The sequence below is a fragment of the Rhodoferax sp. P2_H8_2 genome (assembly GCF_056403235.1).
Genome location: NZ_JBFUFW010000009.1, coordinates 86,619 through 102,523 on the forward strand (window position 1 = coordinate 86,619; position 15,905 = coordinate 102,523).

Below are 15,905 nucleotides of genomic sequence, written 5' to 3' on the forward strand. Positions count from 1 at the left end.
TCAGCATTCGACGATATTGACCGCCAAACCGCCCCTTGCTGTTTCCTTGTATTTGGTCTTCATGTCGGCACCGGTTTCGCGCATGGTTTTGATGACCTTGTCCAGACTCACATGGTGAATGCCGTCGCCATACAGCGCCATGCGCGCCGCGTTGATCGCCTTGACCGACGCAATCGCGTTGCGTTCGATGCAGGGGATTTGTACCAACCCGCCTACCGGGTCACAGGTTAGGCCCAGGTGGTGTTCCATGCCGATTTCGGCGGCGTTTTCCACCTGCTCGGGCGTGCCGCCCATCACGGCGCACAGTGCAGCGGCGGCCATCGAACAGGCCACGCCCACTTCGCCTTGGCAGCCGACTTCGGCACCGCTGATGGACGCGTTCTCTTTGTAGAGGATGCCAATCGCCGCAGCGGTCAGCAGGAAGTCGATCACGCCTTTGTCATTGGCGCCATAGACGAAGCGGCTGTAGTAGTGCAAGACGGCCGGGATGATGCCTGCAGCGCCGTTGGTGGGAGCAGTGACCACGCGGCCACCTGCGGCGTTTTCTTCGTTGACAGCCAGCGCGTAGAGGTTGACCCAGTCCATCACCTGCAGCGGATCACGCAGTGCGGCTTCGGGGTTGCTGGTGAGCGCCTGGTGCAGCGCCAGCGCGCGGCGCTTGACCTTGAACGGGCCGGGCAGAAAGCCCGGTGTTGCGCAGCCGCGCTTCACGCAGTCTTGCATGACCTGCCAGATGCGCAGCAGGCCCGCATCAATCTCGGCATCGGTGCGCCAGTGTTGCTCGTTGCGTCGCATGATTTGCGCAATGCTCAAGCCTTCGCGCTTTGCCAATACCAGCAATGCATCGCCACTGGTAAACGCCAGCGGCAACACTGTTGCGTCGGGCGCAATGACCTTGTGGCGCGCGCCATCGGCGGCCACTTCGTCCGTGACGATAAAGCCACCGCCTACCGAGTAATAAATGCGGTTCGCCAGCTCATCACCAGCCGCGTTGAACGCGGTAAAGCGCATGCCGTTGGCGTGGAAGGGCAGGGTTTCGTTGCGCAGAAAGAGGAGGTCGTCGCGCTCGTGGAATGCAATGGGGTGCGTGCCCAGTAGCGGCAGTTGTTTGGATTCGCGGATACCTGCGAGCAGGCCGGGTATCGCGTCGATCTCCACGACGTCCGGCTCATGGCCGCACAGGCCCAGCAAGATCGCGACATCGCTGGCGTGGCCCTTGCCAGTGGCACCGAGTGAGCCGTACAGACGGCACTCAATACGCGTGGTTTGCTTCAACAAGTCGCCATGCTCCAGCCGCAGCGCGAACTGCCGCGCAGCCCGCATCGGCCCCACGGTATGGGAGCTGCTGGGGCCTATGCCGATCTTGAACAGGTCAAATACTGATACAGCCACAGCAGTTCCTTAGAGAGAAGCCAATCAGGCTTCAGCGTATTCCGACAGCGGCACGCAAGAGCAGAACAGGTTGCGGTCACCATAGACGTTGTCCACGCGACCTACGGGCGGCCAGTACTTCACTTGCTTCAGCGTTGCCAAGGGGAATGCGCCCGTCTCACGTGGATAAGCGCGGTCCCACTCGGCGCCCAGCAAGCTGGCGGCAGTGTGTGGCGCATGCTTCAGCGGATTGCTGTCTTGCGGCCACTCGCCCTTTTCAACGCGGGCAATCTCGCCGCGGATCGCGATCATTGCATTGATGAAGCGGTCCAGCTCGGCCAGCGTTTCGCTTTCGGTGGGTTCCACCATCAGCGTGTTGGGTACCGGGAAGCTGAGTGTCGGCGCGTGAAAACCGTAGTCCATCAGGCGCTTGGCCACGTCTTCGGCCATCACGCCGCAGGTGTCCTTGAAACCGCGCAGATCCAGAATGCACTCGTGCGCCACGTGGCCGTTCTCGCTGGCGTACAGCGTGGGGTAGTGGTCTGCCAGGCGCGAGCTGATGTAGTTCGCTGCCAGGATGGCCGCTTCGGTCGCGTGCTTCAGGCCTTCAGCGCCCATCATGCGGCAGTACATCCAGCTGATAGGCAGCACGGCCGCGTTGCCCAGTGGTGCTGCGCTGACTGCGCCCACCTTGCTAGCAATACCGCTGGCAGCATGGCCGGGCAGGAACGGCACCAGATCTTCCACCACGCACACAGGGCCGACACCGGGGCCGCCGCCGCCGTGCGGAATGCAGAATGTCTTGTGCAGGTTCAGGTGGCTCACGTCGCCGCCAAACTCGCCGGGCGCAGCCACGCCCACCAGTGCATTCATGTTCGCACCGTCCACATAGACACGCCCGCCATGGCGGTGCACCAGTGCGCACAACTCCTTGACCGAGGTTTCAAACACGCCGTGCGTGCTGGGGTAAGTGATCATGATGCAAGACAGATTCGCACTGTGCTGTTCGCACTTGGCTTGCAGGTCCGCCATGTCCACGTTGCCCATGTCATCGCACTTGGTGACGACAACCGTCATGCCCACCATCTGCGCGGAGGCGGGGTTGGTGCCGTGCGCGCTGCTTGGGATCAGGCAGATATTGCGGTGTTTGTCGCCGCGCGACTCGTGCCAGCCCTTGATCGCCAGCAGACCCGCGTACTCGCCCTGGCTGCCCGCGTTGGGCTGCAGGCTGATGCCCGCGTAGCCGGTGGCGGCGCAGAGCCATGCGCGCAGTTGCTTGTCCAGCTCGGTATAACCCAGGCGCTGGTCGGCAGGCGCAAACGGGTGGATGTTCGCAAACTCGGGCCAGGTGATCGGAATCATCTCGCTGGTCGCGTTCAGCTTCATCGTGCACGAGCCCAGCGGGATCATGCTGCGGTCCAGCGCCAGATCTTTGTCCGACAGCATGCGGATATAGCGCAGCATGCCGGTCTCACTGTGGAAGGTGTTGAAGACCGGGTGCGTCATGAACTTTGATGTGCGGCGCAGCGCGGCCGGGATCAACGGCGCAGCGTCGGCTTCGAAGTCGGCAACCTTAGGAATCGCTTGACCGGGCTTGGCGAAGAAGCTCCAGATCAGCGCCACGTCGTCGCGCGTGGTCGTTTCGTCCAGCGACAGCAGGATGTATTCATCCCAGGCGATTTGCACGTTGGCGCCCATGGATACTGCGCGGGCAGCTATCTCTTTGGTAGCGCCGCCGGTTTTGATGGACAGCGTGTCGAACGCGCTGAGCAAGGTTTCGCGATGGCTCATCGTGTAGCCGAGTGCCTGCAAACCCTTGGCGGTGATCGCGGTCAACGTCGCCACGCGGGTGGCGATGCGCGTCAGGCCTTCGGGGCCGTGGTACACGGCGTACATGCTGGCAACAACGGCGGGCAATACCTGCGCGGTGCAGATATTGGACGTGGCCTTTTCACGGCGGATGTGCTGCTCGCGCGTTTGCAGCGCGAGGCGGTAGGCCGGGTTGCCATGCGTATCAATGCTGACGCCCACCAGACGGCCAGGCATCGAGCGCTTGTATTCGTCGCGGCAAGCCATATAGGCCGCGTGCGGGCCGCCGTTGCACAGCGGCATGCCAAAGCGCTGGGTTGTGCCGACCACGATGTCCACGTCCATTTCGCCGGGCGATTTCAGCAGCGTCAGCGCCAGCAAGTCGGCGGCCAGGATGAAGGCGGCGTTTTTCGCGTGCACCTTTTTCACTTCATCGCTGAAGTCACCAATTGCACCGCTGGTCGTGGGGTACTGGTCCATCACCGCGAAGTAGTCGCGGTTAGCGGTCCAGTCGTTCCAGTCTTCACCGCTCATCGCCACCAGCACTTCAATGCCCAGTGGCTCAGCGCGGGTCTTGATCACTTCAATGGTTTGCGGGTGGCAATCGCCGCTGACGATGAACACATTGCCCTTGCTCTTGACCGAGCGCTTGGCCAGTGTCATCGCTTCGGCGGCGGCAGTCGCTTCATCCAACATGGACGCGTTGGCGATGGGCATGCCAGTCAGGTCGCAAACCATGGTCTGGAAGTTCACCAGTGCTTCCATACGGCCTTGCGAAATCTCGGCCTGGTAGGGCGTGTAGGCGGTGTACCAAGCGGGGTTTTCCAGGATGTTGCGCAGGATCACGCCGGGCGTGTGCGTGCCGTAGTAGCCCTGGCCGATGAAGCTCTTGAACACCTTGTTCTTCGCCGCCATCGCCTTCAGCTCGGCCAGCGCAGCCGCCTCGGTAATCGCAGCGGGGATGTCCATCTTGGTCGTGCGCGCGATCGAGCGCGGCACGATGCTGTCGATCAGCGTGCGGCGAGACGTCTCGCCAATGGCCTTGAGCATCAGCGTTTCGTCTGCGACGGAAATGCCGATATGGCGCGCGACAAACTCGCTGGGGTTTTCGAGTTGTTTCAGAGTGGGTGTAGTGGACATGGCGGCAAACTATCAAACCGTTCGCCCTGAGCCTGTCGAAGGGCTGGCGAAACAGTGAAGAGAGAGGGCTTCGACAGGCTCAGCCCGAACGGAGCTTTTAAGCAGCCGCAGCGAAGCTGGTGTAGCTGGTTTCGTCCATCAGCTCGTCCAGCTCGGCAGCGTTGGAGAACTTCACCTTGAAGAACCAGCCTGTGCCCAGCGGGTCGGAGTTTGCCAGCGACGGATCAGCGCGCAGCGCTTCGTTCACTTCGGTGATCTCGCCGGTGACGGGCATGTACACGTCAGCCGCAGCCTTGACGGACTCGACCACACCGGCAATGTCTTTGGCGTTGAAGGTGGTGCCCACTGCAGGCAGGTCCACAAACACCACGTCGCCCAGTGCGTCCTGCGCGTGGACGGTAATGCCCACCGTGGCGGTGTCGCCATCAATCTTGAGCCATTCGTGTTCGGGTGTGTACTTGATCGTCATGGTGCGCTCCTGAAAAGTGAAGAGTAAAAATTAACCGCGGAAATAATTGGTGGGGACAAAGGGCATGCTGGATACCAACATCGGTACAGGCTTGCCGCGCACGATGGCGACGACTTGCGTGTCCAGCGCGCTGAACGCCGCGTCCACGTAGCCCATGGCCACGCACTTGTCGATGGTGGGGCCGAGCAGGCCGCTGGTGACTTCGCCGATCTTGTTGCCATTGCCGTCCTGCAACTCGGTGTGGTCACGCACTGGAATGCGCTCCTGTGCGATCAATCCAACACGTTTTCGGGCTCCAGGCCGCGCGGGGTCTGCGAGAGCAGCTAGGATTTTTGTAGCGCCGGGGAAGCCGCCTTCGCGCGCACCGCCTGCGCGGCGCACCTTTTGCATGGCCCACAACAGGCTGGCTTCGACCGGCGTGGTGGTCGTATCAATGTCGTTGCCATACAGGCACAAGCCTGCCTCCAGGCGCAGCGAGTTGCGCGCGCCCAGGCCAATCGGCTTGACTTCGGGTTGCGCCAGGAGTGCGCGGGCCAGCGCGTCTGCGTGGTCGTTGTGCACGGAGATTTCAAACCCGTCTTCGCCGGTGTAGCCGCTGCGGGTCAGGAATACATCGATCTTTTGCGTGTCCGTGTTGATCGTGAAATTGCCGCCGGTCATGAATACCAGCTTTTCAACGCCGGGAGCCAGACGGGAGAGGGCGGTCACGGCCTGCGGCCCCTGCAGCGCCAGCAGCGCGTATTCGGGCATGGTGATCACATCGCAGCGGCTGCCGATCTTGGCTTGGATGTGTGCAATGTCGCCCACCTTGCAGGCGCCGTTGACGATCACGAAAAGCTCATTGCCGCCCTTGTTGAAAAACATCAGGTCGTCAATGATGGTGCCTTCGTCGGTCAACAGCAGGCCGTAGCGCTGCTTGCCCACGGCCAGGTCGATCACGTCCACCGGCATCAGGCTCTCGAACGCAGCAGCAGCGTCGGGGCCGACCAGGCGCAACTGGCCCATGTGGGACACGTCAAACAGACCCGCGGCTTTGCGGGTGTGGTGGTGTTCGGCCATCAGGCCAGCGGGGTATTGCACCGGCATGGAGTAGCCGGCAAAGGGCACCATGCGGGCGCCCAGCTCAATGTGCAGCGCGTTCAGCGGTGTGGTCAACAGGGATTCAGCAGAGGGAGCGGACATGAAGTCTCCAGGGGCAGGGGCAACTCAAATCTCGGGGGGCGCACACGATGGTACGCCGCCTGAGGCTGCCCCCACTGTCCGCTTTACCTGAGAGATTCACCGGGCCTGCTGCATCAAGCGCAGACTGCGGTTTGCTCCTTCGGTGGGCTGCAACGCATGCAGCCTCTCTCCAGTGGGGAAACGTCAACTCCGGGTGAGGGATGTCAACGCTGGTCAGTCCTTTTGCCTGAGCGTTCAGACCGCTGCAATCAGCAATCCTGCGCCTTCGGCGGCTTCCTCACGGGAAACTCTCTCCTGACGGGTGTGAATTCTAAAGCAGATGTGATTCAGGGAGTAAACTCCTCGTGTTACTGCATTTTGCTTTCCTTTGCAGTATTTGTTGTCTGACACGGTTACGGCACCTCACACGCCGCTCCGCACCTCTTTGGCCGATAGTCTCGGCCTTCCCGGTCGTCAAACTCCCCCAGCGGCGAGCTTTACTCCGGAATTATTTCCTCCCCCCAGCTTCATACGGTTTACAAAAAACCGTGGTCGCTTTTTTGAAAGATCCCACCATGGGCAAGAAACTTTACGTCGGCAATCTCTCCTACTCGGTAGATGACCAATCCCTGAACCAGAACTTCTCCGAATTCGGCACCGTCTCGTCGGCCAAGGTCATGATGGACCGCGACAGCGGCCGCTCCAAGGGCTTCGGCTTTGTTGAAATGTCCAGCGACGCAGAAGCCCAAGCAGCCATCGAAGGCATGAACGGCAAGAACATCGGCGGCCGTGACATGGTCGTCAATGAAGCCCGCCCAATGGAGCCACGCACCGGCGGTGGTGGCGGCTTTGGTGGCGGTGGCGGTCGTCGCGAAGGCGGCGGTGGTGGTTACGGCGGTGGCGGTGGCGGTGGCTACGGTGGCGGTGGCAATCGCTACTAAGGTCTAGACCTCAGTGAAAAAAAACCGGCTCCAGGGCCGGTTTTTTTTCGTGCGACTGCTGCATGTCTAAACCAGTAATTACATGGCCTTGGGCGAAATCAGCAGCGTGAATTCGTGCGTGGGTTGCTGGTCCTTTTTGCCGATCCGAATTGTGGCGGGCGTTCCTAGCTTGGTCAGGATCTTGGGAGCGCCGGGAGCTTCTTCGCTGTCATTGCATTTGAATTGCAGTTCGGCAAAGGCCATGGCGGCACCCGTCTCACCCCGGTGCGGTTTGACATCCAGTTTGAAGGTGCATCCATACGGCTGGTCCACTCCCAGACCGAAAGAAACGGGCCGACCTGGAAGGACAGGCACATTGATCTTGGCGGTGTACCACTTGCTCCGTTCGTCGTACTCGTATTCCGTGGCCACGTGCGTGAATACCACTTCATAGCCATTCGCGGTAACCACCGGTTCTGGTGTTGCTGCTTCTTTTGCCAATTCGGCAATAGTAGGCGCCAGCGGTTCCGGTGCTTTGGCGGGGACTGGCTTCTTCATGGGCTTGGACGCAGTGCCCAGAGGCGCCGCTGCCAATGGCGTGACTGGAGCAGGCGCCTCTACTGCCGGCACAGCTTTCGGAACTTGCGGCGGGTTCAACACCGCAACAGGCTGTGTCTCGGTGTTGCTGACAGCCCACGCGCTGTAGCCACTGCATAGTGCCAGTGTCATCAAGATTACTTGCATGGTGGTGCGGCGAACGGGTGAGGTAACAGGGCGAGTCAATTGCATGATGCGGTCCTTGAGTGGGTGGTGGGCTTGCCAGTGGCAGCCCACGGGTAGGCGAGAAGCTGACATTTGGGTTTTGAGAATGGTGGCGGCGTAACTTTGGCGCTGGGTTGGGTATTGCTGGATAACGGCCATGTCGCAGGCCAGCTCCTGGTCAAACCGAAAACGGGCAGCGGCAAAGTAAACCAGCGGGTTAAACCAGAAGACGACTTGCACCAGCGCCGCAAAGGCATTGGCGAACAGATCGCCGCGCCGCAAGTGGACCTGCTCGTGCGCCAGGATCAGAGCCTGTTCCTGCGCGGTGTAGCGAGTCGCAAAGTCCACCGGCACAACGATCCTGGGGCGAAACAAGCCAATCAACAGCGGCCCCGCCGCGTTATGCGCGGCCCGGTAGACGCGCGCAACACCCACTGCTTGCAACGGGCCGAGCGTGGAACGAAATTGCAACTGTTGCCAGATCATCAAGGCGAATCCAATCACCGCTCCAGCCAGCCAGGTCGCCAGCCAAAGGCGCTGCTCAGAGATAAGGTCAGGTGCAGCCAGCACTGGGTTCCCGTAGGTGACAGTGACTGACGACAGGGAAACACCAAAGACAGGTAGCTCTGCTGCTGGATGCGGTAGCTGTGCCGCAGCCATTACGAGCGGTAGCATCAACCAGCTGGTGTAGGCCAGCATCGGGTTACCCATGCGCAAGAGCGCGATCCGCACACAAAGCACCAAAAGCAGGGTGGCTGTACAAATCACAGTCTGCGTCTGCAGTAGCTGCAGCAATGCGGAGTCGCTCATTTTTCCATCTCCTGAATTAGCCTCTTGAGTTCCGCGATGTCACGTTTGCTTAGCTTTTTGTGTTTGCTGAAGTGCGCTACCAGCGGGGCAACCCGACCGTCAAATAGCCGGTCCAGCAAACCCGTGCTTTGTGAGTGCAGCCAGTCCTCGCGTAGCAGAACTGGGGCGTAGAGATAGCGTCTTCCCTGTGACTCGGCACTGATCGCCCCCTTTTTTAGCAGCCGATTTATCAGCGTCTTGATCGTCGCCTCTTGCCATTCCTGCTGCTCGCCAAGTGCAGCGATGATGTCTTCGGCCGCCAGCGGGTGCCGGCCCCAGAGGACTTCCATCACCACGGATTCGGCTTCGCTGATTGAGATGCTACTGTCCATTGCGTTCTTTCAATTACATGTGTAATTGATGCCAATGTTTACGCATGTAAACAATGTTGTCAAGAACTTTCTGAGCTTTATTGCGGCAAGACCTTTGCCGCGCGCGTCTTTAGTCTTTAGTCAGGGCCTGACTCATTCCGCACCATCGCCAGTTCCCGTAGCGCCCTTAGCGTCTGATTCCGACTGCCTTGTTCCAGAGCCGCTTTCAACTGGATGGCGGATTTGAGGGCCGCCACTTGCAGCGGCAGGTCATCGGTCTTCTCTGCAATCTCCGATATCTGGAGCTCGATGCGCAGCGAGATGTGGGTGGCGTTGGCTTTGACCGCTGCTGCCTCGGCTTGCCGCGCTGACTGCAGGGCCGTTTTGAAATCGGTGCGCGCGGCCTGACAGCGAGCGCGCAGCAGGAACATGGTGGCCAGGCCCCAATGGTGGTGGCAGGCCTCCAAGGCGCGCTCTGCGGGCTCCAGCAATTCGAGGGCGCGCTTCGAGTCGCCTTTCTCGGCGGCAACCTCCGCGATGCGCACATCGCATTCGGCGGCGATGTCTTCCAGGCCTTGCGCGTGGGCCTGGGCGCGTGCGGCTTCAAACTTGCGCAAGGCGCTGTCATGCAGGCCCAGGCGCAGTTCGTTGACAGCCAAGTTGACGGTGTTGATAACCCGCAGCTCGCCCAGGCGCATCAGGAAGCGCGCGCGCTGGCTGACGGGCAGGCGGCGCTCCGAGCCATCGAGCGTGTCCAGCGATGCACCCAGCTCCGAGAACACCTGCACCGCGAGCGCAGTGGCATCCAGCGCGTCGCAGATCTGGCCGATGCCCAGCTTGCACCAGGCCCAGTTGATGTAGTCATCGCAGGCGCGGGCGATCTTCATGCCGCTGGCCCAGTGTTCCAGCGCCACGTGGTATTCGCCGCGCGAGTAGTAGGCCCGGCCAATCAGGTGCAACAGGTGCGCCTGCTCATCCGGCTCGGCCATGCGCTCGGCCCGGGCTTGCGCGTCCTTGAGCCATGCGATGGACTCTTCCGAGTAGCCCGCCTGGTCGATGACGAGGCCGAAGGTTTGCGCGATCAGGATGAAGGCGGCATCGTCGCCCATGGAATTGGCCAGCTCCATGGATTCGATGCATTCGTTGTACAGCTCGGCGCTGCGCTCCGTGCGGCTGGCATGCTGAAGATGGGCGACGACGGATTTGAATTTGGTATTGATGGCGTCAAAGAGAAGCATGTCGGATTTACCTGTACCTGAATTCAATATGATTGGGCGCAACAGCGACGGTTTTAGCAGGATTTCCTCTGCAAACTGCGATCGATTTTGCAAATGCTCCATTTTTTCCGACACATCCTGCTGGGACTCCACTTTCTCATCGCCAGTTGCCTCAACCTGTTGATTGGCATCTTCCGCCCCCGCAACCGCGACAACAGCCGCATCTTTGGCCGCGTCTATTCGCTGCCCGCGATACGCATCATGGGTTTGCAGCCGCATTGGGAGGTAGACGATCTGATGGCGATGCCCAATCCGTATGTGCTGGTGATCAACCACCAGTCCAACTACGACCTGTTCATCTTGGGCAGCATCGTGCCGCGGCGCACGGTGACGATTGGCAAGAAGAGCCTGAAGTGGATTCCGTTTTTCGGCCAGGTGTACTGGTTGGCGGGCAATGTGCTGCTGGACCGCGGCAATGCACAAAAGGCGAAAGAAGCGATGCTCAAGACCACCGATGTGATGCAGCACGAAGACACATCGATCCTGGTGTTCCCCGAAGGCACGCGCAATCTGGGCCAAGGCCTGCTGCCGTTCAAGAAGGGTGCGTTCCAGATGGCGATCAACGCGGGCGTGCCCATCGTGCCGCTGTGCACCAGCAACTACAAGCGCGACATGCGGCTGAACAGCTGGCACAGCGGCAAGCTGCGCATTCGCGCCTTGCCGCCCATCCCCACCGAGGGCCTGACGCTGGACGACATGCCCGCGCTGATGGAGCGTTGCCGGGCGCAGATGGTGGCGTGTATTGCGGAGCTGGACGCGCAGACGGCGTGAATGCCGTTTGCGGATTGCTATCGTTTCAGTAGCTGCTTACGCACATTCTGCGGGCATCAGAGGCCGATTTGGCCCCCAATCCTACTTGCCGAACAAGCCCTTGATGGCCGCGCCTGCTTTGTCCAGCATTTGACCGGTGGACTGCAGCATGCGCTCGAAACTGATGGAAGCGACGAGGCGCGAGCGGATCGCGTTGGCGACGATGCCGCCGAGCTCACCCGGCGTGACGCCGCCTTGCCCGCGGCCAATGTTTTTCAGCGTGATGTCGGGCAAGTCGACGTCCGCTGTCTTGCTGCTCCAGGCAGGCGCAATCGCGTGGGCGCGGGCGCCGCGGATGGTTAGGGAATCGACGATCAGCTTTCTGCCACTGCTCTTGCCAGAAACGGCTGGCGTGGTCTCGCCGATGTAGACCGAGATGTTGCGCAACAGCGCGTCGAAGTTGGTCAGGCTTTCGCCTTTTTCATAGACCACGTCGGGCGCTTCGATGGCGATGCGGCGGATAACAATGACTTTATCGGTGACGGTCGCGATGTCCACGTCCACCTCGATCTTGCCGACCTGCAGCGCGTGCGCCGTCTTGAAGCCCTTGGGATTGGCGACGCTCAGATCGTGGATGCTGCCTTTGCCGTCCGTCGGGGAGAGATGCACCGCGCCAACCTTGACCGTGGCATCGGTCATCGCGCTGCCGTAGTTCTGGATCGCGCTTTTGGCGATGTCGTCCAGGTTGCGCGAAAGCCACCACACCCCTGCCGCCACGGCCACAAAGACCAGCAGCGCGGCGACGAGTGCGATGCGCTTTAAATTCAATTACATCCCTGCGTAGTTCGGCCCACCGCCGCCTTCGGGCGTGACCCAGACGATGTTTTGCGTCGGGTCCTTGATGTCGCAGGTCTTGCAGTGCACGCAGTTTTGCGCATTGATCTGCAGACGGTCCGTGTTGTCTTCGTTCTTCACAAACTCGTACACACCGGCCGGACAGTAGCGCGCCTCAGGGCCGGCGTACTTGGCGAGGTTGATGGCAACGGGCACGGCCGCATCCTTCAGCGTCAAATGCGCGGGCTGCTGCTCTTCGTGGTTGGTGTTGCTGATGAACACGCTGGAGAGTTTGTCAAAGGTCAGCTTGCCATCGGGCTTGGGGTAAACGATGGGCGTGCACTCGGCTGCGGGCTTCAGGTACGCGTAATCGGGCTTGGTGCGGCGCAGGGTCCACGGGATGTGGCCGCGCAGCACGAACTGCTCAAAGCCGTTCATCAGCGTTGCAACGGTCAGGCCGTACTTGAACCAGTTCTTGAAATTGCGGTCCTTGTGCAGCTCTTTGCGCAACCAGCTCTTCTCAAAGGCTTCGGGGTAAGCGGTGAGTTCATCATGCTGACGACCAGCGAGCACAGCGTCGTAGGCGGCTTCAGCGGCCTGCATGCCGGTCTTGATCGCGGCGTGGCTGCCCTTGATGCGGCCCACGTTCAGGTAGCCCGCGTTGCAGCCAATCAGCGCGCCACCGGGGAACACGGTCTTGGGCAATGCATTGATGCCGCTGGCGTTGATCGCGCGTGCGCCATAGCCCAGGCGCTTCGCGGTCACTTCGCCCTTGTCGTTTTCAAAGTAGTAGCGCACGTTCGGGTGCGTCTTCCAGCGCTGGAATTCTTCAAACGGGCTGAGGTAGGGGTTGGAATAGCCCAGGCCAGTCACAAAGCCGAGCGCAATCTTGTTGCCTTCGAGGTGGTACAGGAAGGCGCCGCCGTAGGTGTCGGATTCCATGGGCCAGCCGGCGGTGTGCATCACAAAGCCTGGCTTGTGGCGCGAAGGGTCAATCTCCCACAGTTCCTTGATGCCAATGCCCCAGCTTTGCGGGTCGCGGCCTTCGTCGAGCTTGAACTTGGAAATCAGTTGCTTGCCCAGATGGCCGCGCGCGCCTTCGGCAAACACGGTGTATTTGCCCAGCAACTCCATGCCGAGCTGGAAGTTCTCGGTGGGTTCGCCGTCTTTGCCGATACCCAAGTTGCCAGTGGCAACGCCTTTGACAGAGCCGTTGTCGTTGTAGAGCACTTCGGCGGCGCTGAAGCCGGGGAAGATTTCCACGCCCAGCGCTTCGGCCTGTTCGGCCAGCCATTTGGTCAACGCGCCCAGGCTGATGATGTAGTTGCCATCGTTGTGCGCGAACGGAGGCAGGAAGATGTTGGGGACGCGGAAGGCCGCCTTTTCGCCGAGGAACACATAAGCATCGTCGACCACCGGCTGGTTCAGCGGGGCGCCCATTTCTTTCCAGTTGGGGAAGAGCTCGGTCAGCGCAATCGGGTCCATGATGGCGCCAGACAGGATGTGCGCGCCGGGCTCGGAGCCTTTTTCGAGCACGACGACGGAGACGTCGGTGCCCTTTTCGGCGGCGAGTTGTTTCAGGCGGATGGCGGTTGCCAAGCCACCGGGGCCTCCACCGACGACCACAACGTCGTATTCCATGGATTCACGGGGGCCGAATTGGGCCAGAATTTCCTGGTTGGTCATGCTGTGTCTCGCTTGATAATGGGCTGGGTCAATCGCTCGATTTTATTCGCGCTTTCTGCGAAAACGAACGGTCGTTCTTTTTGATAAGTAGAGGCACTCTAAATGGCTTACAGCATAGATCTTTCCGGCCGGGTAGCTTTCATCACGGGCGCCAGCAGCGGGCTTGGCTCGCAGTTCGCAAAAACACTGGCCAGCGCTGGCGCTGCGGTGGTTTTGGCGAGTCGCCGAGTGGACAAGCTCAAAGACTTGCGCGCAGCGATTGAAGGCGAGGGCGGCAGTGCCCATGTCTACGAGATGGACGTGAACAACTACGACGCGATCAAGTCGGCTGTGGCACACGCAGAGACCGAAGTCGGTTCCATCGACATCTTGGTCAATAACTCCGGCGTCAGCACCACGCAGCGCTTGCAGGATGTGTCACCCGATGACTACGACTATATGTTTGACACCAACGTCAAAGGCGCGTTCTTTGTGGCGCAGGAAGTGGGCAAGCGCATGCTGGCCCGCGCCAAGGGCGCCGCACCCGGCAGCTACACCGGCGGCCGCATCATCAACATTGCCTCAATGGCGGGCTTGCGCGTGCTGCCGCAGATTGGCGTGTATTGCATGAGCAAGGCGGCCGTGGTGCAGATGACCAAGGCAATGGCGCTGGAGTGGGGCAAGTACGGTATCAACGTGAATGCGATCTGCCCGGGCTATATCGACACCGAGATCAACCACAACCACTGGAAGACCGAGGCCGGCCAGAAGCTGATTCAGATGCTGCCGCGCAAGCGCATTGGTCACCCGAAAGACCTGGACGCGCTGCTGGTAATGCTGTGCTCCGACGAGAGCCATTTCATCAATGGTGCCGTCATCGCGGCGGATGACGGCTTCGGAGCTTAGGGTGAAAAACTGGCTACAAGGCGCATAGATATTGCGTGAGCAGCTATCGTTTGGATAGCGCCTTAAGGTTGGGCTTTGCCTTTCCAGACATCCATGATGGCGTCCGTGCCTTGGCTGCGGATGCCGTTGTCGGCGAGGATGTCATCGGTGGCGGCCAGCATTTCCTTGTGGTTAAACACCAGGGTCTCTGATCCGCGTGAATCCATTTCAAACACCGCGAAGTTGTCCTTCAAATCACGCAGCACGGCCACCAGATGGCGCAGGCTGCGAATCCGGGTGCCGTTGACCGACTGAATCACCATCGCTGTGGGGTTGGAGTAACCGGTAGAGAGCTTGTGCGGAAACAGCGGCGAGGAGATGATGACCAACTCTTCGGTATTGGCATCGGGTGCGTCGCCCCGGCGTGTCACCAGCGGGCTGCGCGCAGAGCCGAAGGCCGCCATCATGTTGCCGTTGTTCTGGATCGCGGCAGTGAATTGCCCAGTGGCCTTGGAAAACACCATGGGGCCATAGACAAAATAGGGCGGGTAGCCGTTTTGCAGATCCGGGATCAGCATGGGTCGGTCTGCGCTGACCGGCACCTGGATCTTCAATGGATTGCCATCCCGCACGACCGTTAGTGGTGTCAGGCCGTCTTTGGTGACACGGGGCACAAGGAAACGAAAGCGTACGCGCAAATCCGGTGTGAGCTGGACCATGCCCAGCGAATCGACAGGCGTATTGCCAATGTGGGTGATGACGTCCCATTGCTTGAGCGGATAGGCCGGGTCGTCGCGGAACGGGCGGCGCACGATGATGCCGCGCACGTCTTTGCCAATCTTGAGGAAGGGGCGCAGCGCCGGGTTTTCCAGCGTTTGCAGATCGTCGTACATATCGGGTTTGCCGTCGTAGCGGCCATCGGCGATGTCCGCCAGGAAGAGGTTGATCTCTTCATTGGGGATGATGTAGCCGATGCTCTGCGCACCATCCAGCCGGCTGAAGGCCAGGCCGATCATCTTGTTGTCTGCCACGGCGGGGCCGCCGCTGTTGCCAGCATTGATGGCGGCGTCGATCTGGATACGCAGGCCGGAGACAGGGAAGTTGTAGCTCGTGTATTCGATGCGTGACACGATGCCTTTGGTGATCGACAGAGACGTTCCACCTGTGGGGTAGCCGTAGGCGAGCACCGCGTCCTTGATTTCCGGCATCTTGCTGGCGCGGGGCAGCGGAGGGTGGGTCTTGAAGAAAGAGTCGTCCTCCAGTTGCAGCACGGCAAGGTCAATGCCCGGTGCAATCGCAACGACCTTGGCGTCCAGCTTGTCGCCGGACTGGTTGGCCTGCACCTGCACCTGGCTGGCGTGCAGCACGACATGGGCATTGGTCAGGATGCGGTTGCCTTCGATCACCACGCCTGTGCCAGAGGAGTCACGCGGGGATTGCTTGGTCCAGGGCTTGAACGGATCGGGTGAGCGGGATGTGGAAAAAATCTTGACGACTGCGTTCTCGACGGACGAGGTGTCTGCAGCGTCGGCTGCCCATAGAACGGTGGGCAGGGCGGCGAGAGAAGTCAGAACCAGGCGCAACACCAGAGTGCGCGTGCGAATCAGGGCCATGAAGATATCCAGAAATCAGCCAGAAGTGGCAACCGGATTCTTGCACGGCCCGACCGCGTGCGCTGCGGCACGCGGCTATTTACAGAGCT

The 15,905-nt window shown here is 60.6% G+C and carries 13 protein-coding genes and 2 riboswitches; of the genes, 3 read left to right on the top strand and 10 right to left on the bottom strand.

Features of this window, described 5'->3' with window-relative positions; all coding sequences use genetic code 11:
* The 4 genes from AC1DV6_RS15355 to gcvT all read right to left on the bottom strand — a co-directional run bounded on the left by AC1DV6_RS15355 (position 1) and on the right by gcvT (position 5,971).
* Positions 1-1,392: an L-serine ammonia-lyase gene (locus AC1DV6_RS15355; protein WP_477978882.1), complete on the bottom strand. Its 1,392-nt coding sequence runs from the start codon at positions 1,390-1,392 to the stop codon at positions 1-3.
* A 24-nt stretch (positions 1,393-1,416) separates the two neighbouring features.
* Complete coding sequence (gene gcvP, locus AC1DV6_RS15360; RefSeq protein ID WP_477978884.1) at positions 1,417-4,320, bottom strand: aminomethyl-transferring glycine dehydrogenase; 2,904 nt, start codon at positions 4,318-4,320, stop codon at positions 1,417-1,419.
* 97 nt (positions 4,321-4,417) lie between these two features.
* Positions 4,418-4,789, bottom strand: a complete 372-nt coding sequence (gene gcvH / locus AC1DV6_RS15365; protein ID WP_477978886.1) for a glycine cleavage system protein GcvH — start codon at positions 4,787-4,789, stop codon at positions 4,418-4,420.
* A gap of 30 nt (positions 4,790-4,819) precedes the next feature.
* Entirely contained in the window at positions 4,820-5,971 is a 1,152-nt protein-coding gene (gcvT, locus tag AC1DV6_RS15370; RefSeq protein WP_477978888.1) for a glycine cleavage system aminomethyltransferase GcvT, read from the bottom strand.
* 64 nt (positions 5,972-6,035) lie between these two features.
* A riboswitch (glycine riboswitch) is annotated at positions 6,036-6,154 on the bottom strand.
* Between the two features lie 21 nt (positions 6,155-6,175).
* Positions 6,176-6,278: riboswitch (glycine riboswitch) on the bottom strand.
* A gap of 247 nt (positions 6,279-6,525) precedes the next feature.
* Between gcvT and AC1DV6_RS15375 the strand changes: the two genes are divergently transcribed.
* Positions 6,526-6,891, top strand: coding sequence for an RNA recognition motif domain-containing protein (locus AC1DV6_RS15375; protein WP_477978890.1), 366 nt, complete (start codon positions 6,526-6,528; stop codon positions 6,889-6,891).
* 78 nt (positions 6,892-6,969) lie between these two features.
* Here the strand turns inward: AC1DV6_RS15375 and AC1DV6_RS15380 are convergent, their stop codons facing one another.
* From AC1DV6_RS15380 to AC1DV6_RS15390, 3 genes are all read right to left on the bottom strand, one after another.
* The gene (locus AC1DV6_RS15380; protein WP_477978892.1) at positions 6,970-8,442 is read right to left on the bottom strand and encodes a M56 family metallopeptidase; all 1,473 of its coding nucleotides are present in this window, start codon (positions 8,440-8,442) and stop codon (positions 6,970-6,972) included.
* On the bottom strand, positions 8,439-8,813 hold the full coding sequence (locus tag AC1DV6_RS15385; RefSeq protein WP_477978894.1) for a BlaI/MecI/CopY family transcriptional regulator: 375 nt from the start codon (positions 8,811-8,813) through the stop codon (positions 8,439-8,441). The genes AC1DV6_RS15380 and AC1DV6_RS15385 overlap by 4 nt, the downstream gene beginning before the upstream one ends.
* A 116-nt stretch (positions 8,814-8,929) precedes the next feature.
* Entirely contained in the window at positions 8,930-10,030 is a 1,101-nt protein-coding gene (locus AC1DV6_RS15390; RefSeq protein ID WP_477978896.1) for a hypothetical protein, read from the bottom strand.
* Positions 10,031-10,123: 93 nt separating this feature from the next.
* Between AC1DV6_RS15390 and AC1DV6_RS15395 the strand changes: the two genes are divergently transcribed.
* The gene (locus tag AC1DV6_RS15395) at positions 10,124-10,840 is read left to right on the top strand and encodes a lysophospholipid acyltransferase family protein (protein ID WP_477978898.1); all 717 of its coding nucleotides are present in this window, start codon (positions 10,124-10,126) and stop codon (positions 10,838-10,840) included.
* A gap of 81 nt (positions 10,841-10,921) precedes the next feature.
* Here AC1DV6_RS15395 and AC1DV6_RS15400 read toward each other — a convergent pair whose 3' ends face one another.
* Positions 10,922-11,647, bottom strand: a complete 726-nt coding sequence (locus AC1DV6_RS15400; RefSeq protein WP_477978900.1) for an AsmA family protein — start codon at positions 11,645-11,647, stop codon at positions 10,922-10,924.
* Complete coding sequence (locus tag AC1DV6_RS15405; RefSeq protein ID WP_477978902.1) at positions 11,648-13,339, bottom strand: electron transfer flavoprotein-ubiquinone oxidoreductase; 1,692 nt, start codon at positions 13,337-13,339, stop codon at positions 11,648-11,650. It lies immediately after the preceding gene.
* Between the two features lie 102 nt (positions 13,340-13,441).
* Here AC1DV6_RS15405 and AC1DV6_RS15410 point away from each other — a divergent pair, with 102 nt between their 5' ends.
* Complete coding sequence (locus AC1DV6_RS15410; RefSeq protein ID WP_477978904.1) at positions 13,442-14,224, top strand: SDR family oxidoreductase; 783 nt, start codon at positions 13,442-13,444, stop codon at positions 14,222-14,224.
* Between the two features lie 62 nt (positions 14,225-14,286).
* On the opposite strand, the gene AC1DV6_RS15415 is transcribed toward AC1DV6_RS15410, so the two are convergent.
* On the bottom strand, positions 14,287-15,816 hold the full coding sequence (locus tag AC1DV6_RS15415; protein WP_477978906.1) for a S1C family serine protease: 1,530 nt from the start codon (positions 15,814-15,816) through the stop codon (positions 14,287-14,289).
* Positions 15,817-15,905: the final 89 nt, after the last annotated feature.